The following is a 24,168-nucleotide window of genomic DNA, read 5'->3' as shown; positions in this document are numbered from 1 at the left end:
TGGTGTGAGAACCTCTCAATATTACGAGTTTGCTTCTATTTATGAAATACTTATCTCAAAACGTCAACAGACCCTAGTAACACAGTACCCAATAACTGCAATAGTGAGTACTTTAAGCTTTTAAGGTTTGGGGTGGATAGTCTTTATCTCTCCTATCCAGGTGAATTGTTGCCTGATGTAAATGATGAATTAAAGGAGCTGAAGAAGATCGCGCAATTGCCTGAACCTCATGAACAAATCAAATCCCAGTATCCCATTAATGGCCATATCTTTGAAGTCAAGGACAAAGGAGCAAAATTATTCCCCTATATCTTGGAGGATAATGCTTTTCGTATTCAGCTATCACGCAGCAAATCCGTTCCATTAGCCTATGTGAAGATATCCAGTGAGTACTTGACTCATGTGAGTCCAGTAGCAGCAGAAAAAGCGCTACGGGCTACCCTGGATCAATTGGGAGCCATTCATGAATCCGCTAATGTCAGCCGTATCGATTTATTTGTAGATTTCGTCAGTGCAGAGAATATGGAAAGCTGGGATCGTCATGCCTGGGTAACGCGTGCTTCTGCTATTAACCAATATTCTATCGAGCGAGAATTCTCCGGCTGGACAATTGGCGCGGGTGGTGTCATCAGTTGCCGTTTGTATAACAAAACGCTGGAAATCCTCAAGCAATCCAAAAAAACCTATTTATATGAGCTATGGTATCGCGCGGGATGGAATGGACTAGACCCGGTATGGCGGCTTGAATTTCAACTCAATCGGGAAGTCATTACCCAAAAGGGATTGCAGAAGCTCTCAGACGTGTTAAATCATCTGAATGGCTTATGGAGCTATGCCACCACAGAATGGCTAAGCTTGACGTTACCCAATCCCGATGACCAAACGCGCTCACGCTGGCCAATTCATCCTCTGTGGGGCTATTTATCCTCAGTGGATTGGCAAACTAATGATAACCCCCTTCTCCCTCGTTTTAATTCAGCGCGTGTTCCTGGTGTTGATAAGCTATGCAGCAGTTTATTAAGTTGCCTCACCTCTTACATGGCACGTGAAAGGATTTGGAATCTTGACCGGGGATTTGCTGCTTTCAAGCTTGCCTTTTGCCAGCATTTTGATGAAATCAGCGCTCATCTGGGATTAACTTTCGATGACTTTATCGAGGAAAAAGTAGCAATTAAGGCAAGGAAGTTCAATACCATTCTGAATCGAGATATCGAAGCCGAACAAACAGCCAAGTTAAACAAATCTGCAGCTCAGTATCGGAAACAGTCAGACGGCGAATAACGATGGATAAAGTTAGCCTGCCCCTGCCTGCCATTCGATGCTTATCCAAAGAGGAAGCGGCGCGTTACCTTGGAATTGGCGTAACGCTGCTCACTGAATTGAAGATTCCTTTTATCAAGCTGGGTCGTCGTTGCCTGTATGACAGGGTTGATTTAGATGCCTGGATAGAGGATTATAAGCAACGCGAGCACGGGCGGGCTAAGGAGGAAAATTTATGGCCCAAACCCAAGAAGGCGTCTACCGGAGGCCAGATTCACGTTTCTGGTGGATTGCAACCACGCTCCCAAACGGCAAGAGAATACGCCAAAGTGCTGGGACTGAAAGTCGACAAGATGCCGAAGCGCTGCTAGCCAAAATCCGGCTGGAAGCCTTCCGAGAGCATCATTTCGGCATCAAGCCTCAACGCTCATGGCAAGAAGCCGTAGTACGGTATCTCACGATTAAAGCGAATTTGCGCAGTTACCGTGATGTGCAGCGAATTTGTCGGATGCTTGATCCTTATATGAGCAACCTGACATTGAATCAAATCAACGGTGACGTGATTTGGTCAGTGGTACAAGGACAACTCAAGAAAGGCAATACGCCTGCAACGGTGAATCGTTATCTAGCCTTAATGCGCAATTTGCTGAAGATGGCACGCGATGAATGGCAATGGATCGATAGCATTCCCAAGATTCGCTTGCTGCCGGGTGAAGTAGAACGGGATCGCTGGCTAACGAGAGAGGAAGCTGACCGCTTGATTGCTTCTTCACCTGATCATCTAGCGGCCTTGATCCGGTTTGCTTTGGCTACTGGCTGCCGGGCACGTGAGATTACCGGTTTGGAGTGGAATCGTGTTGATTTAGGTCGACGCACAACATGGTTGAATAAAACCAAAAATGGCACACCGAGAGGTGTCCCGTTGAATAAGGATGCAGTCGCCGTATTACAAGAGCAAATAGGAAAGCATCACCAATTCTGTTTTACTTATCGTGGTCAGCCTATTGGTTGGGATTTAACCAATACGGCCTGGGTAAATGCACTCAAGAAAGCTGGGATTAAAGATTTCCGTTTTCATGATTTGCGCCATACCTGGGCTTCATGGCATCGTCAGGCTGGCACGAGCTGCGATGAACTGAAAGACCTAGGTGGCTGGAAATCGCGCAATATGGTGGATCGTTATGCTAAGTTTGCTACTGAAAATATGGCGTTTGCTGCATCCAGAATCGAATCGACACGGAATAGCAAAGTGGTTCCGTTGTCACGTTTCTGTCACGTTGAGAACGCGGCCAAAAAGGTGAGTCCAGTAAAGCCTTAAAATAGATGGCTCCCCGACCAGGGCTCGAACCTGGGACCTGCGGATTAACAGTCCGTCGCTCTACCGACTGAGCTATCGGGGAATATGCAGCATAAGAATCGCGTATATTAACGTTTTGAGCGCTATCGGTCAACCTTCATTTGTTGCTAGCACTTTCTATTGTTGTCAACACAGAGCTTAAACTAAATTTTCCTGGCACTTTTTTACTTTTAGTAAAGTCTACATTGTTAGATGAGAATATTGCTGGCGACGTAACGCTGCTTCTCCTTATCTACTTGATTTCTGGACTCTACACGTCGTGTCATTAAGTATATTCTCATTTTCAGATTTTTCTCGACTGACTAGATATGGCCTTTATCAGCTTTTCAAACAAACAGGAGAAATAATCATGAATCACAAAAAATCCATAATAACTACCCTTCTCTGCTTCGCGTTAACTATCTTTATTTGGGCTTCATTCGCAGATGACACTACTATCACTCAAATGCAGGGAAAAACTTTGTCGATAGCACAGACACAAGAGCAAAGTAATCAAAAAGGAAGCGGTAAAACTACTGAAAAGAAGCTAAGCAAAGAAAGTGATGGGGGACGTTGTCCAAGCAATGGAATGCATGGTCACATGATGATGAAGCAAGCACTTAGTTATCCCCATATGATTGCATTTCATGCCGATGCGCTGCAGCTTAGCGACGAACAGCTTGGTAAAATTGCCCGCTTACACATACAAGGTACTAAAGAGCATGAAAAAATAAAAGAAAAGATATACGAAAGTTATCAAGCTTTCCGAAAAGCAAAAATGCAGCCTAGTACTGAAGATGAAACGCTACGTAAATTAGGCAAAGAGTACGCAAACGCCTTCAGTGAGATGGTTGAGTATCATATAAAAGAACGCAAAGCCGTACATAATATTTTAACACCCGAGCAAATGAATAAGCTTAAAACAATGGAAATACGTCAAGATATGCATGGGAGTGATCATAGTAGTGGCGGCATTAAACAAATTTAAAGATATTCTGAAATATACCTTTAGCAACTAAGGGCGCTTGTTTTATTAAGCGCCCCATTCCCTTCTATTACATTCTCATCATAACATTTATTTCAATCTACAATTTGTTCTCAGCATTTTCTCTGGCATCTTGTACCTAGTTAGTACTACTAAAATAATCAAATTGCCGAAAAGCAAAATTTAAAAAGGCAAAAATCAAATAATAGGGGAGCATCTTTTCTTTGATTTCAATAAATTTTTGTTAGAATATGCCCCCCCCAAAAAAACAAAAAATATAATTTTTCTTAATTGCCAAGAATTAATAGCAATACTAATTAAATAAAAAATGCCAGGGAGAGGTAACAAAATAATGCTTTTATCCAGTTCTTTTAGAGGTATCAAATCAAAATTCTGCGCTGGAGCAAGAATCTTTTTACTACAACTATTTTTCGGTTTAGCAATCGCCACATTATCGTTTCAGGGTCACTCAGCAGAATCGAAAAATTCGACTAGTCAAAAATTTAACATGGCACAGGTCCCTCCTGTAACCCCACTGCCTCGCGTAGGAATTTATGTGATACCACCTGCTGGCGCTGGCTACTATTCATTGTGGGATTTAATCACTGGAAATAAACGTGAAGCACCGCCTGTCGCTCCTTATGCCCCTTTTGCTTTGATTCCAACATCTGCATTCGATATTGATTTCCGTTACCTCGAAAAGCCAGATCATGAAAAAGATTTTTTTGATCCACTCAAACGTATTCATCTGGGTGATGACTGGCTGCTCTCATTTGGGGGTCAGTTCTGGTACCGATTCATGGATGAAACAGATAGTCGTCTCAATGCAGCAGGTGTTGACAATATATACCATCTTTATCGTACACGTTTCCATGCAGATCTTTGGTATCAAGATAGATTCCGACTATTTGCTGAATTTATTGATGCCCGTACCTCTGGTCAAAGTTTGGCTCCCCTGCCCACTGATCAAAACCATACTGATATGCTGAATTTATTTGCAGATATCAGGTTAGGTCAGTTCCTCAACGGACCAGCGTATATGCGGGTTGGTCGGCAAGAATTACTTTATGGTTCCCAAAGGCTAATCTCCACCTTGGACTGGGCCAATACACGTCGAACCTTTCAGGGTATTAAAACATTCTGGCGAACCCCTACTTTCGATCTGGATGCCTTTTTTGTCAGACCTATGATCACAGAAAAGAATCAGTTTGATAACTGGGATCACGACCGGAATTTTTTCGGTTTATGGGGCACATATCGACCAATGAAGGGTCAACTGCTTGATCTGTATATTCTAAGCTTGATAGATAACCGAACGGTTACAACAGCGAATCTTTTGCAAGGGAATGTTTTGCAAGGCGATTCGGTCCTGCAAACTGTAGGTGGACGAATAATTGGGGATTACAATCGATTCTTATATGAACTTGAGGGAATGTACCAGTTTGGGCAACGCTCAAATCAAGATATATCAGCCTTTGCAGTAGCTACAGGTGCTGGATACCATCTCCCCTTTCCTATGAACCCTCAATTCTGGCTTCGCTATGATTTCGCCTCTGGTGACAGCAATCCAAATGATGGCAGATCCAATACGTTTAATCAGCTTTTTCCATTTGGACATTATTATCTAGGATACCTAGATCAGGTTGGTCGTCAGAATATCCATGATTTCAATGCTCAGTTCACATTACATCCTCAATCCTGGTTTACATTTATCGCGCAATACCACCGCTTTTATTTAGCGAACAAACGCGATTTTCTTTATAATGCAGCAGGTGTAGGGACGCTGCACGATATAACTGGGCAATCAGGCAGCCATGTTGGGGATGAAATTGATTTTCGTGTTAATATTCATGTGGATCGCCATCAGGATATACTTGTGGGATATTCCAAACTTTTTACAGGTAATTTTATTCAAAATCAGCGCCCCGGTATTCACCCTGATTTCTTTTATACTCAATATACATTCCGTTTCTAATTTCCAAGAGAAATAAAATAATGAAAAAACTGCTATTGATTATGACTGTCGCCTTCACTGGCTTTTTATTGGAACCTACACCTGTTTTGTCTAACCAAAATGTTCCCTCTGCTAATTCAGCTAAAACAGAGAAATTACCAGATGACGAGGGGATAATCGTATCAGTGCTAGATACGACAGGTTATACTTATATGGAGTTAGACAATGGTGGTAAGCGTTTCTGGATTGCAGCGCCTACCACCAAAGTCAAGGCTGGCGATCATATACGCTTTATTGAAAATATGAGGATGCACCACTTTACCAGTAAAACCCTAAATCGGACATTTGATCAACTTATCTTTGTGACATCAACCCAAGTAAAGATCGCTCAATAACGGGTAATAACGAATTTTTACATCAAATGAAATTGATATTTTTTAACTTGTGGTGACAAGCACATCATCATTTTGAATCAACAAATCCAATAAACAACTTATTTTTTAGATTTTTTATTTCATCACGACATTGAGCTGCCTTTTCAAATTCTAAGTTTTTGGCTGATTCCAACATTTGTTTTTCCAGCGACTTAATTTCTTTCGTTAGCTGAGATTCACTCATATGATTGTAGCGAGCCTGTGTTTGAGCTATTCCAATTTTTCCTTGTATATGCTCATTGTTATAAACACCATCAATGAGATCTTTAATACGTTTACTGACACTTCGTGGCGTAATATTGTTATTCTGATTAAATAAAATTTGTTTTTTACGTCGCCGTTCAGTTTCATCCATAGCCCGCCGCATTGAATTGGTAACACGGTCAGCATAAAGAATGGCAGTGCCATTGATATGACGTGCTGCTCTTCCCATTGTTTGAATCAGCGAGCGCTCTGACCGCAAAAAACCTTCTTTATCAGCATCTAGAATTCCCACTAACGATACTTCCGGGATGTCCAGCCCTTCTCGTAAGAGATTGATTCCAACAAGTACATCAAACTTGCCAAGACGCAAATCCCGAATAATTTCTACTCGCTCAACAGTATCAATATCAGAGTGAAGATAGCGCACCCTAATTCCATGGTCAGAGAAATAATCGGTCAAATCCTCTGCCATACGTTTAGTAAGCGTGGTGACTAACGTTCGCTCTGCTTTTGCCGTACGTATGGTAACTTCCGACATCAGATCATCTACCTGCGTTGCTACCGGACGTATTATAATATCTGGGTCAACTAAGCCAGTAGGTCGAACAACCTGTTCTACAATTTGACCGCTTTTCCTTTGCTCATAATCTGCTGGAGTCGCTGAGATAAAAATTGTCTGGGGCATCAATTTTTCAAACTCATCAAATTTTAGTGGTCGATTATCCAATGCTGAAGGCAACCGAAAGCCATAGGTAACTAGATTTTCCTTACGAGACCGATCACCCAGATACATTCCCCCCAACTGAGGAACAGTTACATGACTCTCATCAATAATCATTAAAGCTTCATTTGGCAGATAATCAATCAGCGTGGGTGGCGGCTCACCAGGTTTTCTGCCTGAAAAATGACGTGAATAATTCTCGATACCTTTACAGAAACCCAGCTCATTCAACATCTCTAAATCAAAGCGAGTGCGTTGCTCAATACGCTGAGCTTCCACCAGCTTGTTTTGCTGATGAAAGTACGAAATACGTTCAGCCAATTCAGTCTTAATTGTCTCAATTGCCCGCAGTGTAGTGCTTCTTGGTGTCACATAATGACTTGAAGGATAAACAGTATAACGTGAGATCTTTTGCAGAATTCGCCCTGTTAGCGGATCAAAGGAAGAGATATGCTCCACTACGTCATCAAACAACGATACTCGAATGGCTACTTCTGAGTTTTCCGCTGGGAAAATATCGAGTGTATCGCCCCTTACCCGGAAAGTGCCACGATTAAATTCGAATTCATTTCGTTGATACTGCATTCCAGTTAGACGTTTGATAATATCACGCTGTAAAATTTTTTCATGTTCGCGCAAATGCAGAATCATACTGTGATAGTCAACTGGGTCACCAATACCATAAATGCAGGATACTGTTGCAACAATAATGGTATCTTTGCGTTCGAGCAGTGATTTTGTCGCAGAAAGGCGCATTTGTTCAATGTGCTCATTGATACTGGAGTCTTTTTCTATGTAAAGATCACGGGAAGGAACATATGCTTCGGGTTGATAATAATCATAATAAGAGACGAAATACTCAATGGCATTTTCTGGGAAAAATTCTCGCATCTCTGCATATAACTGTGCAGCCAATGTTTTATTGGGCGCAATAATGATTGCAGGACGTCCTAATTGCGCAATTGTATTAGCTATCGTGAAAGTTTTACCTGAACCGGTTACCCCTAGTAATGTTTGAAAAAGCAGGCCATCTTCTACACCTTCAATCAATTTGATAATTGCACTTGGTTGATCACCAGCGGGTTGAAAAGATTGATAAAGTTTATAAGGACTGTTGGGAAAGGTAATAATCACAGGTATAATTTTAATGTAAGAAATTAGTTTAATTTTACCAAGTTAGGTATCGACCATTCAGGAGCACAGTTGTGGAACTCTCAAAGCGCGCACAGGCCATTAAACCATCCCCTACCCTAACCGTCTCTGCCAAAGCAGCAAGACTTAAATCTGAGGGTAAAGATATTATAGCACTCGGTGCAGGTGAGCCTGATTTTGATACACCGCAACATATCAAAGATGCAGCAATCGCTGCGATTAATGCTGGCTTCACGAAATATACCCCAGTGGGAGGTACACCAGCGCTCAAAAGTGCAATTATTACAAAATTCAAACGCGACAATAATTTAGATTTTACTTCCAAGGAAATTCTCGTTTCTTGTGGCGGAAAACAAAGCTTTTTCAATCTTATATTAGCCACGATCAATCCAGGTGATGAAGTGATTATTCCGGCTCCATATTGGGTCTCTTATCCCGATATTGTGCTTATTGCGGAAGGAAAGCCAGTTTTTATTGAAACGGGCATTGAAGATCGTTTTAAAATTACGGCCAAACAACTGGAAGAAGCTATAACGCCCAAGACCAGAATGTTTGTGATCAACAGTCCTAGCAATCCATCTGGCAGTGTCTATAGTTTGGATGAGCTTAAGGCATTAGGGGAGGTATTAAGAAAGTACCCAAATATTTTGATTGCAACCGATGATATGTACGAACACATTCTTTTATCGGATGATAAGTTTGTCAATATACTCAATGCCTGTCCTGATTTGCGCATGCGAACAATTGTCTTGAATGGTGTTTCCAAAGCTTATGCGATGACAGGCTGGCGAATTGGTTATTGTGGCGGACCAGAGCAGATCATCACTGGAATGGAGAATATTCAATCACAAAGCACTTCTAATCCTACCTCTATATCCCAGATCGCAGCTGAAGCAGCACTTAATGGTGATCAATCCTGCATGATTCCGATGCAAGCAGCGTTTAAGGAACGTAATCAGTTTATTACTGATGGATTAAATAAGATCCCCGGTATTCATTGTTTACTTTCTGGCGGCGCATTCTATGCGTTTGCTGATGCTCGGCAAGTAATACAAAAACTACAAAATAATGGGCATATCAACAATGATAGCGATATCACTCTTAGCGAATTATTATTAGAAAAAGTAGGGGTCGCTGTTGTACCTGGATCGGCCTTTGGTTGTAAAGGATATATACGCTTATCTTTTGCCACTTCAATGAAGAATCTGGAAGAAGCAATTAAACGTATGAGCAATCTGCTGAAATAAGAAAGAATCTTGCTGGATTCTTTATAGGGAATTTTCCATAAATACGCAATTTTGCTTGGTAGTTAATTGGTAAAAAATATTTATGCGTCTGTCTTTAACTGAAAGCAAGGGGTAGCAAGAAATCCCATAAATAACTTTTTATTCCATTTCTAAATCAAACTTGATTCTGTCGATTCTCTTTGCCGCATTATTTATACGACCTGCTGCATGCGTTTGTGTTATGTTTGATTTGGAAATGGATTACAATCAATCATCTTCCAATCGATTTAACCCAATTGATCTAAATGGTCAATTGTAATTATTAATGATCAAAGAAGCTCAAGCTGCATATTCCTGTTTCATTTTTGTTGCAGCGCTTGGAGTAACTTTCTTGGTCTTGCCCGCGCGAGATGGAACATTACAGAGCCCACAAACATGATTAGAATGTATCTCCAAGCTATGGACTATAAAATTACCATTACATTTGGTGCAAGGGATGATACACAATACGTTGCTTTCAAGGAAACGCACCAATGTCCAAGCACGTGTTAAACTCAGAATGCGTTGAAGGTGATTAATTTCAATATGCTCAAGATATAACTTATAGCTTTTTATAATAGCATCAATAGAACGTATATTTGTATGTTTACAAATAAAATTATAAATATTAATAAATAATGATGAATGTACGTTTGGTTGCCAGCTTGTAAACCAGTCTTCAGAGTAAGGCAACATTCCTTTGGGAGGAGATACACCTTTTATCTCTTTATATAGCCTTACAAGTCTCTCACGACTCAATTCTGTATTTGCTTCTAAGACTTGTAATCTGGCACCAAGTTTAATTAAATCCGTAGCAAGCTGAATTTGTCTTGCTTCTAATAAGATACTCTTTTCTCGCATAGAATTTTGTTTTACCTAATACGAATTAAGCAACAATTTAAGCTGGTGACCCAGCCATTAATATAGTAGCGTGAGATTGGACCAGAGCACGATCCCGGTTATGATTAGATAGAATTTCAGCTACGAGTCGATTATCAAATCGGAAACGACATAGCAATATATTAGAAGTAGCCATTTTTAACAATTGACTAGAGGTAAGATTCTCCAGAATGTTTGCAACATCTTCACTAACACCGAGTCGATACATTGCCGTAACCTTGTCTTCACGCAATAACTGCTGAGCAAGTAACATGTAGCTAAGGTTAATCTCTCTTATCTCATCAAGAATCTGACTTGTTTCCATTTTGATGCTCCTTATTTTCACCATTATTTTTAAGCTGATACATTCTTAAACTTGTAGCTAGGGAAGTAAATGGGGCATCAACCAAATGAAGAGTCAGTACTCTACTAGCTTCTCTGTAGGACTTTCTCCTACATGCTATAAATTTATTGATGGATCAGATAGATACAGTGTTTTCTCTCTCTTTTATTTAATTATATGCTGAGCAACCTTATTAAAAGTGATTTCTTAAAATATGAATCATTAAATCATCAACCGATAAGTAACCTGCTTGCAGCTATCAAGGAAGAAGTGTAGATTTTAAATAATTATTAGCAATATCTATCTCTATCTTTCAATGTTAAAAAAGAACTACAAGTAATCTCGAGAATCTCAATATATTTGAAAAAAATTGTAGCGAACAGTTTTCGAGAGATTAGTTAAGATAAAATGCAGTAATAAAAAAACGAATCTTGTGAGCTTCGATAAAACGAATCTGATGAATTTTAACAAAGCCCCATATCGAGTAGATAGACAAAGCACAGTTACTACCCGTTGCAACTATCAAAATAGGTAACAGGTTCGTTCATAAGCTCTCAGGGTTTTCCTAGTTTCTATTTAAGAATTCTTTATCACAATTCGCACAGGGTTTGATTTATGTTCATCAGCGTTCTTGATCTCTTTAAAATCGGAATTGGTCCTTCTAGCTCTCACACTATGGGGCCCATGATGGCTGCTAATGATTTCCGCAGTCGCATTTATCAGCTTGTGGCAACATCTTCGAACAACAAAGCCATGCATGTTCGTTGCGTGCTCAAGGGTTCTCTGGCTTTTACCGGCAAAGGTCATGCAACAGACCGGGCTGTTGTATTGGGACTTCACGGCTATACTCCCGTAGCGTTATCTGAACTGGATGTTAATGCATTAATTGCAAAACTATGGGCTACCCATTCCTTTATGGTAAACAAGGATACAGTTATCACATTCAACCCCGATAATGACATTGTTTTTGATAAGCACGAAACATTACCTCAACACCCAAATGGTATGATTTTTACGCTGCTTGATGAAAATAAGAAAGTTTTATTAAGCGAAACCTACTTTTCCATTGGCGGGGGATTTATTAATACGCTTGCTGAAATTAGTCAACTAAATGCCCCCCTAAAAATGGAATCAGGCAAATCTTTCCCTTTCCCGTTTGATTCAGCACGAAGCATGTTGCAAATGTCTCAACAAAGTAATTATTCAATAGCAGAGATGAAACGCGCCAATGAATTGACGAAACTAACTGCCAATGAACTTGATCAGGGGCTAGATAAAATTTGGCATGCAATGCAACGTTGCATTGCAAATGGTTTAACAACAGAAGGACAACTACCTGGTGGCCTTAAGGTATCACGCCGGGCTAAAAAGCTTTTTAATCAACTTCATGAAAACTCCGAAAAAGCAACCCTGAACGATTGGCTATGCGCATACGCGATGGCCGTAAATGAAGAAAATGCAGCAGGCCACATGGTAGTAACTGCTCCCACCAATGGAGCAGCCGGCGTTATTCCGGCCGTACTCTATTACATGGTAAAACACGAAAACGGTAGTATTGAAAACGTAAGAGATTTTTTATTAACCGCTGCAGCAATTGGTGGCATCATCAAACATCGCAGTTCTATATCTGGCGCAGAAGTTGGTTGTCAGGGAGAAGTTGGATCAGCTGCTGCAATGGCGGCAGCTGGTTTATGTGCAGCCCAGGGAGGAACAGCAAAGCAAATAGAAAATGCAGCAGAAATTGCTCTTGAGCATCATTTAGGAATGACCTGTGATCCTGTGGGTGGTTTAGTTCAAGTTCCGTGCATAGAACGTAATGGATTTGGTGCGATTAAGGCCCATACAGCAGCAGCGCTGGCTCGCCGGGGAACAGGCGATCATTTTATGCCGCTAGATAACTGTATTGAAGCGATGAAACAAACTGGCCTAGAAATGTCACATAAATACAAAGAAACATCACTGGGTGGTTTGGCTGTAAGCATTACTGAATGCTGATTAATCCTAAAACAGACTGACAACATTCAGGCACTCAGAAGATTGATCCTGTTTGAGGCGTAGCGGCGAATTTAGTCGTCTTAGAAATGATGCAATTAGTCTAAAAGGCTGGGGGCACAATCAAATAACACGGATCTTACTCGTATTTCTACTTTCGTCATTGGGATCTAACATTGGCACTTATGTAGCCAGCTTCAGAATATTTGAGCGAATCACCGGTGACTAATACCTTTACAAGAAGAAATTATCTAGGCATAAAGCAACAACTTTAATATATTCCCTCATTCTCATTTTGTAACAGAACGCTATATGCTTGGCTTCTTTGAGCGCTTAATCAATCCCTTCCCACCTGAGCATCCGACTGAGCCGCCTAAGGGTTTGTATCAGTTTTGCCGTCACTATACCCGAGGGGTCGAACCCTATCTGCTTTTGATGGCAATACTGACTATTTGCGTTGCCATCGGTGAAGCGATGCTTTATGGCATTTTAGGAAAGATTATCGATTGGTTAGCTGAAAAAGATCCCCAGAGTTTCTTGCAAGAAGAAATGCTCTCATTGATTGGTTTATCGCTATTTATACTGCTGCTGATGCCCATTCTGGTTCTGTTTCACTCGCTGATCATGTACCAAACGTTAATGGGTAACTTTCCAATGATAGTGCGCTGGCAAGCCCATCGCTATCTGCTCAATCAAAGCTATGCTTTTTTCCAGAATGAATTTAGCGGCCGCATTGCAACCAAAGTCATGCAAACAGCCTTGGCTGTACGTGAAGCTGTCATGAAAACACTTGATGTAATGCTTTTCATCGCTGTATATCTCATCACTACTTTGTTTCTCGTTGCAAATGCTGATCCTTATTTATGTATCCCGCTTTTTATCTGGTTGGCCATGTATTCAGCCATACTGTATTACTTCATTCCAAGATTAAAACAAATCTCTGAGGTACAGGCCGATGCACGTTCAAGCATGACCGGCCGTATTGTAGATAGCTATACAAATATTTTGACACTCAAACTGTTCTCCTACACTCAGCGTGAATCTGAATACGCAAAAACTGGCATGGAAAATTTCCTGTCAACCGTTCATCCCCAAATGCGACTGGTTACTGGGTTGCTCGGATGTGTATGGGGCAGTAATATGCTATTGGTATTCAGCATTGGTGCACTGGGAATTTATTTATGGATCAACGGGAATATCACCACAGGAGCCATGGCAATTGCCATGAGTCTTGCGATACGCCTAACCGGAATGTCACACTGGATCATGTGGGAGGTCAGCGCACTATTTGAAAATATTGGAATTGTCCATGATGGCATAAATACATTATCAGAGCCACTGACCGTAGTGGACGCTCCTAATGCTGCTCCTTTGAAAGTAAAATCTGGCACGATTGATTTCAATCATGTCGGATTTACCTATCATCGAACAAATCAAAAGCAAAGCGAGCTGGTTTTTGATGATCTTAATTTACACATCGTCGCTGGTGAGAAAGTAGGTATTGTCGGCCGCTCAGGCGCTGGCAAATCTACCTTGATTAGTTTGTTGTTACGTTTTTATGATGCTCAGCAAGGCATTATTCAGATCGATGGGCAGGATATCCGCCAAATTAGCCAAGAAAGTTTACGCGCCAATATCGCTATCGTTACCCAAGATACTTCCTTGCTTCACCGATCCATTCGTGACAACATTCTTTTCGGTAAACCTGATGCAACTGAAGCTCAGATGCTCGAAGCGGCAAAACTTGCTCATGCCCATGAATTCATTCAGACCCTGGTTGATAGTAAAGGCCGCAAAGGCTATGATGCATTCGTCGGCGAACGCGGTGTTAATCTTTCAGGGGGACAACGTCAACGTATTGCAATTGCCCGAGCATTATTAAAAAATGCTCCTATCCTGATCCTTGATGAAGCAACATCTGCTCTCGATTCAGGTGTGGAAGCCAGCATTCAGCAGAACCTGTATCAACTCATGCAAGGCAAAACAGTTATTGCGATTGCCCACCGTTTATCCACCATTGCTGCCATGGATCGGCTCATTGTATTAGATAAAGGCCGGATCGTTGAGCAAGGCAGTCACGCAGAACTGCTCTCTCACAATCAGCTGTATGCAATGCTTTGGAATCACCAATCAGGAGGATTCCTTGTGCACCCCCACAAAACAGCCAGTGATGCCTAATCAGGAAAAATGATGCCCCCGGTAAAAGCAGCAACAGTTCAGAGTGTTTCCACACACATCGATAAAAATAAGAATTTTTATAGCTAATGATCATTATGTAATGCTTGGGAACATCCCTGCTTAATGAATTGCATAAATGGGCGCAAGCACTAAAAGTAATGAGACAGTAATTTTATTACTGGTATGCTTTAAAATAAATTAAATAAGCTTATAACTGCAATGCGGCTAAAAAAGAGAAGAGCGATAACTTATCATATACTCTATACAAGCTTAAATAGCGTACCCCAATCCATTCTAACTTAATCATCAAGGTTGATATCTCATGAACTTTCCCGATTTTTACGAACTGGCACCAGTCATACAGACCCGTGATCCATTTGCAGCCATGCTGGGTGCTGCGCGTGATGGTTTACTAGAATACCATTATCTCGATGCGGTACGTCTCGCTGGTCATTCATGTCCTACTGTCGCAGGCGCATATCTCATGGGGCGAGCCGCCCTGCGTACGCTTTATCCGGATGAGCCTGCTGAACGAGGCTCAATTGCTGTTCATATGCCTGCACCAGAACACGAAGGTACCACCGGTGTGATGGCGCAAGTATTGACATTATTAACTGGTGCAGCCGCCGATAATGGCTTTCATGGAATTCAAGGGCGCTTCAGGCGGATGGGATTGCTTAGCTTTGCAGACCAACGGGAAGGAGAAGCTATCCTCTTCAAACGTCTTGATACCGGAGCAAGTGTAGCGGTGGAGCTCGATGTTTCCTTGGTGCCAGGTGATCCGGCACAAAGTGGACGTATGGCGGCTATCCTGCAAAATCGCGCTGATGATACGATACGAAGTGCTTTTGCTGATGCATGGCAGGCTCGTGTACGCCGATTGTTACTGGAATTCGCGGATGATCCGCGCGTAATACGCGTCACTACTCTGTAATCCCGGTTAATACAGTTAAAAGTTAACTCTTTGAAACCACTACATTAAGGGCTTCTTATCCACTTTTGTACGACTAAACTCCCAATCATATCTCCCTCAACATTGACCATCGTGCGAAAAGTATCTAATAAACGATCGATAGGGAGCAAAATAGCTACTGCCTCAGCTGGTAAACCTACTGATTGGAGCACCATTATCATTGTCACCATGCCGGCGCTTGGAATGCCAGGTGCGCCAATAGCAGCCAGCATGGCAGTAAAAAAGACGATAAGTTGTTGTGTGATATCAAGCTCGATTCCCACAAGATTGGCGATGAACAAAGCGGCTATAGCCTCATACAACGCTGTGCCATCCATGTTGATAGTCGTTCCCAACGGAACGACAAAGCCCGCCACATCGGATTTGACGTGTAAATGCTGTTCCACACACCGCATCGTTATGGGCATAGTAGCCGCACTGGAGCTGGTTGCAAAAGCAGTAATCAATGCTTCGCGCCCCCCCTTCCAGAATCTAAGAGGTGTCATGCCTGTCGTTAGATAAAGTATGAGGGGTAAGATGATTAAACCATGGAATAATGTTGTCCCGATAACAATTACCACAAATTTAAGCAGTGTGGTAAGCAGGGTAATATCCTGAGTAACGATCAATTGCAGTAGCAATGCCATAATACCGAGTGGAGCAAAACGCATGATCCAACTCACCAACATCAGGATGAGCTCCAGAAATTCTTTCATCAAAATGAGGATATTATGATAGCGCTCCCCGCCCACCACCATAGCAATTCCAAGCAGTAATGCAAATATTACGATAGCAAGGATATCACCCTGAGCAAGCGCTGCTATTGGATTCAAAAAAAGCGAGTGTAGAAAGTGAGCAAAAAATTCGCCCAGGGACATTTGCTTAACTTCGAAATCTTGCATGGCATCCTTAAACATCGCAATCTCAAGCCCTTCACCCGGTCGAAAGAGATTGGCTACTGTTAGACCCAGTATCACTGCCAATGCCATAGTGGATGCAAAAAAAACAAGAGTGATTTGCCACACCCGATTTATTTGGTGATGTGCACGTAAATTCGCAACACCGACAACAATGGAAGTAAACACCAATGGAACAAGTATCATTTTCAACAAATCAATGAATAAAGTACTTATCAAACTGGCAATATACAAACCATTCTGAGAGATGGGTGAATCCATACCGAGCATGACAAGCCCCAAACCCAGCAAAATGCCACCTAATGCACCTAACAGAATTTGCATATTGAGGGATATTTTCATCATGAAAACTCCAGATTTATCATCAGATGTGATACGAGGGAAGTAAAATTGAACTTCAATTTCAGTTTTCTACTTTTACAATACGTGTTCCGGCAAGTCGATCATGCAGAAACTTGCGGTCACGATCGAATAACGCCCATATAATTCCGAAGCCAAAAAAAGTGATGCCAATCACGGCAAAGAGGTAACGGGTAATAGCCTGTCGAGTACTGAGCCTATTGCCATTAACTGTTACAACACGCATTTTCCAGGTTTGCATAGCCAAAGTTTGGCCACCATGCGTCCAAAACCAGATAAAGTAGATCCCAGCAACAGACAGCAGATAAAATTGGAATAGCGGTTTGAAATATGCTGCAGTAGGATCACGAAACACAAAATGAAAAATAAAACCGGCAATAAACCAGACTGCAAGTAGTAACAGAAATTCGTAAAGCATACATAACGTACGCCGCCAAAATCGAGGAGTTGAGTTTGTCATGAAAAATTACTTAGGTCATATTATTTATAATTAATGACCAAACTAGCCAAGTTAATAAAAATGTCTTCTTTAGTAGCACATTGTAAGGCATTCCAAGAGGTTATTTCACACTTTCCCTTAGAAATCCAGATTGTCCAATCTCTTTAACCAATAAGAAATTCTCAGTTAACAGTTAATAATGATTGATAACTATTATCGTTTGCCTTAATATTATTGGAATAAATAGTATTTCAAAATTTTAGGTTGCTGCGGATACAATAAGTTATCTAAATAATTTAACCAGCTCTGTTTATCATCCTTAAACAAGAAATAACTTGATTAATCAATATATTTCTTTTCTTGGAGGGCGTTAATTGTATGATCCATACAAAGCGCAATTCGACCGTCTCATCCACTTCTTTTATTAGCCTACTATTTGTACTCTTGGTACATGCTGCCCTACTTTATGGTATGTGGCACCACCGCTTGCCATCCACGAATACCCAAACAGTTACACTGTTTGCTGAACTGATTGCACCACCACAACCTAAAATTGAAGCACCAGAGACTCCCAAAGCTAATTTAAAAGCAGAGCATATTCCGCCCCCTCCGGAAAAACCTAAAGTTGTTAAAAAAACACAACCACAACCGAAACACCGCCAATTGGCTTCCAGTGCACCCGTTCTGCCTAAAGAGGAATTTGTAGCTCCTCCTTCTCCTCGTACGCCAGAACCTGTTCACGACGAACCTGCACCGACACAAAAGCAGCAGGAAGTGAAGGCTGTAGCGGCTGCTCGTCCCGAGCAAATGCAGAGCGGCCCTGTAACCCTTTCATCTGAGTTATCGGTATCTTGCCCGGAATTAAGTGCACCGGATTATCCTGCTCTTTCACGTCGATTGGGTGAGGAAGGGAAACTCATGCTACAAGTTGAGCTTGATGAATCAGGCCGTATTAGCAATACCCGTATTGTCAATAGTAGCGGTTATTCCCGACTTGATAATGCTGCACTAGCTGCGGTTAAGACTTGGCGCTGTAAACCTGCGGTGCGTGATGGCCAGCCCGTACGAGCTATCGCATTGCAACCTTTTAATTTTGTAATCCAAGGAAATTAATGTAATGGAAGAAAATCTTGGTTTTTCTCATTTTCTAGCTCAGATAGACCATGTAGGGATGAGCGTACTCATTTTATTGCTTTCTCTTTCAGTGGCTAGTTGGTATTTGATTATCACGAAAAGTATCAGTAATTTTATTGTCTCTCGGCGAGCCAATGCTTTTCTAGATCATTTCTGGGAGGTTGATTCTCTACAAGAACTGAAAATAGAAATGAAAGGTTCTTCTACAGACAATGCGTTTGCCCATCTAGCTAAATTGGCGGTAGATGTTAGGGCTGATTCCCAAAAGCATGGCATGGAAAAACTTGCTGCAGCAGGAGGAGCGAGTGAATTGTTAACCCGCACACTGCGCAATGGTATCGATCAGGAGGCAACACGCATTGAAAATGGTCTCACCATTATCGCATCGGCTGGTTCTGCCGCTCCCTATATCGGATTGTTTGGTACTGTTTGGGGCATTTACCATGCACTGATCCAAATTGGTCTCACTGGACAAGGAACATTGGATAAAGTAGCTGGACCAGTTGGCGAGGCGTTAATTATGACAGCTTTAGGCTTGGCTGTTGCCATTCCAGCCGTATTAGCCTATAACGCTTTTGTTAGACGAAATAGGATATGGATGGCGCGGCTGGATGCATTTGCGCATGATTTATTTACCATTGTTACAGTTGGCAGCAAAGGTGGAGATAGCATCAAGGGAGCAACTGGACAAAATCACAATCCTCAGTTTACGCCAAGTGCAACAACTACTTCAGTGCTTGAGGGGAGACAATAATGGCTTTTGGCAGCTCAGAGCGCTATCAGGGACAGACAACGCTGTCTGAAATTAATGTAGTACCACTCGTGGATGTCATGCTCGTTTTGTTGATCATTTTCATCATTACAGCACCACTACTCACTCATTCCGTAAAAATTGATTTACCGAAAGCATCAAGCAATCCCCATGCGACCCAGCCAGAGCACATTGACTTTGCCATTCGCGCTGATGGCAGTTTTTTCTGGAATGGTGAGACAGTCACTCTTGAGCAACTAGCACCCCGTTTTACTCAATCAGCAGAAAATTCTCCCAATACTGAGCTACATATCCGTGCTGATAAAAATACACATTATGAACACGTGGCGCGTATCATGAGTATAGCTGCAAAAGCTGGATTAACGAAAATTGGCTTTGTTACGGATCCAACTCTCGAATGAGGAACGATTTCAGCTTAACTTGTTAAAGTACATTCATTATTGAAAACCATTTGCTAGCATACTACTCATTACTGCTAACAATAGCTGCAAGTTTTCTGGGCTACATTATTCCCAACTGCTGTCTGATTATATAAAACAGCCGTTGAACAGCATCTAACCATCAAGGTTATCTCAGAAATTTCTATTGATTTGGATACAGCTCAGTAGTCATAAAAAATGAGCTCATCCAAATCGAGTTCCTATGTGGAGAAGCTTATTTTGACGTGGAAACTGCCCAGAAAAAATTAGTAACAAATTGGAAGTTATTCTGAGTAATGTGCGTATCAAGAACATGTGCACACGTTATAATTCCATTTCTAAATCAAAGATGACACGAGGGCGAGCCGCAGACAGTATAAATAATACGGCAAAGTGAAGCCGACAAAATTAGGTTTGATTTAGAAATGGAATAACACCAGAAAGTAAAAGCGCAATTGCAGAAGATCAGGTAAAGCTGCAGATTGGCTCTCGAACTCAGGTGATCAGTACAGGTAGGCTGATAAACTTTGATACCACGGGTATTATCAACGACGCTATAATAGTCATTTCAAATATCGCTCCATAGCGATTACAGAAATAACATTGAATCTGCTCACACTTCTGATTTAGCGAATCAAAATGTTTTAAGCCTAAACGTAAACAAAATAGATCCTCATTTCATTAATTAAGTAAGAGAGCGTTACAATATTTCTGCTTCATTAGATCATTTATGCAATAGTTACACCATGTTTGCAAAAATTTGCGTATAAATTTTTCTCAATCGCTAAACATTTTTGCTTTCACTTCAGATCATTAATTCGGAACTATATGCTTCCAATCAGCTCAATTTTACAGAAACCCCAAACAGACCTGTGTAATTGCTCTAAAGCTTTCAATAAGAGCTTTTATTCAGGGTTTCCATTGCGTCCTTTTTGAGTTAACATTGCCCCCCATGACCAAGTATGTCTTTGTGACTGGCGGTGTAGTATCTTCCTTAGGTAAAGGTATTGCCGCAGCTTCATTAGCAGCCCTTCTGGAAAATCGTGGTATTAAAGTTACCATGCTAAAACTGGATCCTTATATCAACGTAGATCCTGGCACGATGAATCCATTTCAACACGGAGAAGTTTTTGTTACTGATGATGGTGCAGAAACTGACCTCGATCTAGGACATTATGAGCGTTTTATCAGCACGAAGATGACTAAACGCAATAATTTTACGACTGGTCAAATCTATGAAAGTGTAATTCGTAAAGAGCGACGAGGAGACTATCTTGGTGGCACAGTACAAGTTATTCCCCATATTACCGATGAAATCAAACTTTTTATCCGTAATGGCGTAAATGATGCCCAAGTGGCTATTGTAGAAATTGGTGGCACCGTTGGCGATATTGAATCTTTGCCCTTTTTGGAAGCAATCAGGCAAATGGGAGTGCAGCTTCCACCCCATGATACGTGCTTTATTCACTTGACCTTATTACCCTATATTGGGTCAGCTGGAGAATTAAAAACCAAACCAACACAACATTCAGTAAAAGAGCTAAGAGAGATTGGGATACAACCTGATGTATTGCTCTGTCGTGCCGATCGTATGCTTCCACAAGAAGAACGACGCAAAATTGCTATGTTCACCAATGTCAAGGAAGAAGCTGTCATCTCAGTGATTGATGTCGACAGCATTTACAAAATACCTGCATTGCTGCATGAACAAATGTTGGATGAAATCATCTGTCACAAACTGAATATACTTGCCAAATCAGCCGATCTCTCAGTCTGGAAAAAACTGGTTTATGCATTAGAGCACCCTAAATACGAAGTAACGATTGCTTTAGTAGGAAAATATGTCGATCTGACTGAATCTTATAAATCCCTATCAGAAGCGCTGATACATGCTGGCATTCATGCTTGCAGCAAGATAAACATATGCTATATCGATTCAGAAGATATCGAGAAAAATGGTACGGATTGTCTCGTTGGCAAGGATGCCATTCTGGTTCCTGGCGGATTTGGTAAACGTGGAGTTGAAGGAAAAATAAAAGCTATTTACTACGCCCGTATCCATCGAATTCCTTATCTGGGTATATGCCTTGGTATGCAGCTAGCCGTGATCGAATATGCACGCAACGTGCTTAAAATGGAAGATGCGCATAGTACGGAATTCAATCCTACCACCCCTTATCCTGTTCTAGGATTAATCACTGAGTGGCGTACGCGCGAGGGTCGCCTTGAGAAACGTACAGCAAAAACGGATCTAGGAGGAACCATGCGTCTAGGCGGACAGGAATGCATACTTAAAGAAGATTCGCTAGCAAGAAAGATTTATGGAGCAGACAAAATCATTGAACGTCATCGCCATCGCTACGAAGTCAATGCAGAATTTATTCCTCAATTGGAGCAAGCAGGACTACACATAAGCGGCTTATCTGCCGAAGAAAATTTATGTGAAATGGTCGAATTATCACAAAGTGAGCATCCCTGGTTTGTTGCCTGCCAATTTCATCCGGAATTTACTTCTACACCTAGAATGGGACATCCCCTATTCAAAGCTTATGTTAAAGCTGCTATTGACTTTGCCAACAAACGCACCAGTTCAGAAATAAAAAGTAGCGCTGAAATAAAAAATTCAATTTGAATCGTTACAATGTGTTTTATATATTCATTTATTCAATTTATCTACCTAACCTTTCACAAACAATCAAATTATAAAAAATGATTGGTTTGTCTAGATGTAAATAATTTAACAACAATATTTAAGTGAAATAACTACAAGGAAAGTCGCATGAGTGCAATAGTGGATGTAATCGCCCGTGAAATTTTAGATTCCCGTGGCAACCCGACCATTGAAGCAGATGTATTACTTGAATCTGGTGTGCTTGGACGCGCATCGGTTCCTTCAGGTGCATCTGTTGGCACTAAAGAGGCAGTAGAATTACGTGATGAAGACAAACAACGCTACTCAGGGAAAGGTGTATTAAAAGCTGTTGAAAATATTAACACCGAGATCTCAGAAACTATTATGGGGCTTGATGCAGTAGAGCAATCTTTCATCGACCAGACTCTGATAGATCTTGATGGTAGCGAAAACAAATCAAGGTTAGGTGCTAACGCAATTCTTGCTGTTTCATTGGCGGTAGCCAAGGCAGCGGCTGAGGAATCTGGTCTACCGCTATACCGTTATTTGGGAGGTGTTGGCGCAATGTCACTGCCGGTGCCTATGATGAATTTGATCAACGGTGGCGCCCATGCTAATAATAATCTGAATATGCAAGAATTCATGATTATCCCATTAGGCATGCAAAGTTTTCGCGAGGCGGTCCGGTGTGGCGCTGAGATATTTAGTACACTCAAGACACTCATAAATAAAAAAAATATGTCAACAACTGTCGGCGATGAGGGAGGGTTTGCCCCCAATCTCATGAATAATGAAGAAGCACTTAAACTTATTGTACAAGCTATTGATCAGGCAGGTTATTTACCTGGTTCCGATGTAGCAATTGGTGTCGACTGTGCCAGTTCAGAGTTTTATAAAGATGGGAAATATCATATAGAATCAGAAGGACTGAGTTTTACCTCAGCTCAATTTGTCGATTATCTTGCTAGCTGGGTAGACAAATATCCAATCATCAGTATTGAAGATGGTATGAGCGAGCATGATTGGGATGGCTGGGAGCTACTTACTAATAAGCTAGGCAAATTAGTGCAACTCGTTGGAGATGATGTATTCGTTACTAATACAAAAATTCTAAAAGAAGGAATCGCACGCGGTGTTGCTAATTCAATTTTGATTAAAGTCAATCAAATTGGCACGCTTACTGAAACTTTGTCTGCAATCGAAACGGCTAAGTGTGCTGGTTACACTGCCGTGATATCTCATCGCTCGGGAGAAACTGAAGATACCACCATTGCTGATATTGCGGTCGCAACAAACGCACTGCAAATTAAAACTGGCTCGCTTTCTCGTTCTGATCGTTTGGCAAAATATAATCAATTATTGCGCATTGAAGAAGATCTTGGTGAAACGGCTAAATATCCGGGGCGGAGAGCTTACTATCAACTAAAGTAATGAAGAAACTGGCTGTCACGCTTCTCGTACTGATCATTCTGGCGCAATATCCATTGTGGTTTGGCAAAGGAAGTTGGCTGAATGTATTTGAAATAGACCAGCAAATTGCTATTCAGCGCCAAACTAATCAGAAATTACTAAATCGAAATACTGTTCTGGAAGCTGAAGTTAATGATCTCAAGAAAGGGCTCGATGCCATTGAAGAGCTTGTCCGGAATGAATTGGGCATGATACGGGGAGATGAGTTTTTTTTTCAAATCTTAGAGAGCAATGAAGAGAGCAGCTCACAAACAGGAAGACAATAGAACGTGATTATTGGGATTATGATTGGTTATTCAGGAATGATCCCATCACGTGCCAGAAAACAAATAAGAGCATGTTTATCCTTTAATCAAAAGGACGCCACAGT

General features: G+C 41.3%; 22 protein-coding genes and 1 tRNA gene. 16 read left to right on the top strand and 7 right to left on the bottom strand.

What is annotated here, in order from left to right; translation table 11 throughout:
* Positions 1-132: 132 nt before the first annotated feature.
* From R2Q26_RS10995 to R2Q26_RS10985, 3 genes are read left to right on the top strand one after another with little or no spacing between them, the layout of a single operon-like run.
* Positions 133-1,281, top strand: a complete 1,149-nt coding sequence (locus R2Q26_RS10995) for a replication initiation factor (RefSeq protein ID WP_317536316.1) — start codon at positions 133-135, stop codon at positions 1,279-1,281.
* 2 nt (positions 1,282-1,283) lie between these two features.
* A complete protein-coding gene (locus R2Q26_RS10990) occupies positions 1,284-1,631 on the top strand; it encodes a helix-turn-helix domain-containing protein (protein WP_317536315.1) in 348 nt (115 codons plus the stop codon).
* Entirely contained in the window at positions 1,550-2,578 is a 1,029-nt protein-coding gene (locus R2Q26_RS10985) for a site-specific integrase (protein WP_317536317.1), read from the top strand. The genes R2Q26_RS10990 and R2Q26_RS10985 overlap by 82 nt, the downstream gene beginning before the upstream one ends.
* A gap of 6 nt (positions 2,579-2,584) precedes the next feature.
* Here the strand turns inward: R2Q26_RS10985 and R2Q26_RS10980 are convergent.
* Positions 2,585-2,660 (bottom strand) — tRNA-Asn (locus tag R2Q26_RS10980).
* 306 nt (positions 2,661-2,966) lie between these two features.
* Between R2Q26_RS10980 and R2Q26_RS10975 the strand changes: the two genes are divergently transcribed.
* The gene (locus R2Q26_RS10975; protein ID WP_317536314.1) at positions 2,967-3,584 is read left to right on the top strand and encodes a Spy/CpxP family protein refolding chaperone; all 618 of its coding nucleotides are present in this window, start codon (positions 2,967-2,969) and stop codon (positions 3,582-3,584) included.
* A 195-nt stretch (positions 3,585-3,779) separates the two neighbouring features.
* On the opposite strand, the gene R2Q26_RS10970 is transcribed toward R2Q26_RS10975, so the two are convergent.
* Positions 3,780-4,031 carry a hypothetical protein gene (locus R2Q26_RS10970; protein WP_317536313.1) on the bottom strand — a complete coding sequence of 84 codons (252 nt, stop codon included), beginning with the start codon at positions 4,029-4,031 and terminating at the stop codon, positions 3,780-3,782.
* Between the two features lie 58 nt (positions 4,032-4,089).
* On the opposite strand from R2Q26_RS10970, the gene R2Q26_RS10965 reads away from it, so the two are divergent.
* Both R2Q26_RS10965 and R2Q26_RS10960 read left to right on the top strand, forming a co-directional pair.
* Positions 4,090-5,556: an alginate export family protein gene (locus R2Q26_RS10965; RefSeq protein WP_317536312.1), complete on the top strand. Its 1,467-nt coding sequence runs from the start codon at positions 4,090-4,092 to the stop codon at positions 5,554-5,556.
* A 20-nt stretch (positions 5,557-5,576) separates the two neighbouring features.
* A complete protein-coding gene (locus R2Q26_RS10960; RefSeq protein WP_317536311.1) occupies positions 5,577-5,930 on the top strand; it encodes an NrfJ in 354 nt (117 codons plus the stop codon).
* A 67-nt stretch (positions 5,931-5,997) separates the two neighbouring features.
* On the opposite strand, the gene uvrB is transcribed toward R2Q26_RS10960, so the two are convergent.
* A complete protein-coding gene (gene uvrB / locus R2Q26_RS10955; protein ID WP_317536310.1) occupies positions 5,998-8,028 on the bottom strand; it encodes an excinuclease ABC subunit UvrB in 2,031 nt (676 codons plus the stop codon).
* 71 nt (positions 8,029-8,099) lie between these two features.
* Here uvrB and R2Q26_RS10950 point away from each other — a divergent pair, with 71 nt between their 5' ends.
* On the top strand, positions 8,100-9,293 hold the full coding sequence (locus tag R2Q26_RS10950) for a pyridoxal phosphate-dependent aminotransferase (RefSeq protein ID WP_317536309.1): 1,194 nt from the start codon (positions 8,100-8,102) through the stop codon (positions 9,291-9,293).
* A 318-nt stretch (positions 9,294-9,611) separates the two neighbouring features.
* On the opposite strand, the gene flhC is transcribed toward R2Q26_RS10950, so the two are convergent.
* Both flhC and flhD read right to left on the bottom strand, forming a co-directional pair.
* Positions 9,612-10,172, bottom strand: coding sequence for a flagellar transcriptional regulator FlhC (gene flhC / locus R2Q26_RS10945; protein WP_317536308.1), 561 nt, complete (start codon positions 10,170-10,172; stop codon positions 9,612-9,614).
* Positions 10,173-10,209: 37 nt separating this feature from the next.
* Complete coding sequence (flhD, locus tag R2Q26_RS10940; RefSeq protein WP_317536307.1) at positions 10,210-10,515, bottom strand: flagellar transcriptional regulator FlhD; 306 nt, start codon at positions 10,513-10,515, stop codon at positions 10,210-10,212.
* 633 nt (positions 10,516-11,148) lie between these two features.
* Between flhD and R2Q26_RS10935 the strand changes: the two genes are divergently transcribed.
* The 3 genes from R2Q26_RS10935 to R2Q26_RS10925 all read left to right on the top strand — a co-directional run bounded on the left by R2Q26_RS10935 (position 11,149) and on the right by R2Q26_RS10925 (position 15,637).
* Complete coding sequence (locus R2Q26_RS10935) at positions 11,149-12,528, top strand: L-serine ammonia-lyase (RefSeq protein ID WP_317536306.1); 1,380 nt, start codon at positions 11,149-11,151, stop codon at positions 12,526-12,528.
* 309 nt (positions 12,529-12,837) lie between these two features.
* Positions 12,838-14,703 carry an ABC transporter ATP-binding protein gene (locus tag R2Q26_RS10930; RefSeq protein ID WP_317536305.1) on the top strand — a complete coding sequence of 622 codons (1,866 nt, stop codon included), beginning with the start codon at positions 12,838-12,840 and terminating at the stop codon, positions 14,701-14,703.
* 322 nt (positions 14,704-15,025) lie between these two features.
* Positions 15,026-15,637, top strand: coding sequence for an FmdE family protein (locus R2Q26_RS10925; protein ID WP_317536304.1), 612 nt, complete (start codon positions 15,026-15,028; stop codon positions 15,635-15,637).
* 44 nt (positions 15,638-15,681) lie between these two features.
* On the opposite strand, the gene R2Q26_RS10920 is transcribed toward R2Q26_RS10925, so the two are convergent.
* Complete coding sequence (locus R2Q26_RS10920; RefSeq protein ID WP_317536303.1) at positions 15,682-16,917, bottom strand: dicarboxylate/amino acid:cation symporter; 1,236 nt, start codon at positions 16,915-16,917, stop codon at positions 15,682-15,684.
* A 58-nt stretch (positions 16,918-16,975) separates the two neighbouring features.
* On the bottom strand, positions 16,976-17,392 hold the full coding sequence (locus R2Q26_RS10915) for an RDD family protein (protein ID WP_317536302.1): 417 nt from the start codon (positions 17,390-17,392) through the stop codon (positions 16,976-16,978).
* 357 nt (positions 17,393-17,749) lie between these two features.
* Between R2Q26_RS10915 and R2Q26_RS10910 the strand changes: the two genes are divergently transcribed.
* The 6 genes from R2Q26_RS10910 to ftsB all read left to right on the top strand — a co-directional run bounded on the left by R2Q26_RS10910 (position 17,750) and on the right by ftsB (position 24,064).
* Entirely contained in the window at positions 17,750-18,484 is a 735-nt protein-coding gene (locus tag R2Q26_RS10910; protein ID WP_317536301.1) for an energy transducer TonB, read from the top strand.
* A gap of 4 nt (positions 18,485-18,488) precedes the next feature.
* Positions 18,489-19,259, top strand: a complete 771-nt coding sequence (locus tag R2Q26_RS10905) for a MotA/TolQ/ExbB proton channel family protein (RefSeq protein ID WP_317536300.1) — start codon at positions 18,489-18,491, stop codon at positions 19,257-19,259.
* On the top strand, positions 19,259-19,678 hold the full coding sequence (locus R2Q26_RS10900) for a biopolymer transporter ExbD (protein ID WP_317536299.1): 420 nt from the start codon (positions 19,259-19,261) through the stop codon (positions 19,676-19,678). The genes R2Q26_RS10905 and R2Q26_RS10900 overlap by 1 nt, the downstream gene beginning before the upstream one ends.
* A gap of 970 nt (positions 19,679-20,648) precedes the next feature.
* Positions 20,649-22,328 carry a CTP synthase gene (locus R2Q26_RS10895; RefSeq protein ID WP_090568377.1) on the top strand — a complete coding sequence of 560 codons (1,680 nt, stop codon included), beginning with the start codon at positions 20,649-20,651 and terminating at the stop codon, positions 22,326-22,328.
* A 147-nt stretch (positions 22,329-22,475) separates the two neighbouring features.
* Positions 22,476-23,759 (top strand): phosphopyruvate hydratase, encoded by a 1,284-nt coding sequence (eno, locus tag R2Q26_RS10890; protein WP_090568380.1) that lies wholly within the window; start codon positions 22,476-22,478, stop codon positions 23,757-23,759.
* The gene (ftsB, locus tag R2Q26_RS10885) at positions 23,759-24,064 is read left to right on the top strand and encodes a cell division protein FtsB (RefSeq protein WP_317536298.1); all 306 of its coding nucleotides are present in this window, start codon (positions 23,759-23,761) and stop codon (positions 24,062-24,064) included. Before eno ends, ftsB begins: the two co-directional genes overlap by 1 nt.
* Positions 24,065-24,168: the final 104 nt, after the last annotated feature.

It is taken from the genome of Nitrosomonas sp. Is37 (genome assembly GCF_033063275.1).
Lineage (GTDB): Bacteria > Pseudomonadota > Gammaproteobacteria > Burkholderiales > Nitrosomonadaceae > Nitrosomonas.
The sequence above is the reverse complement of the archived record's forward strand: the minus strand, read 5'-3'. Positions and strand labels throughout refer to the sequence as shown.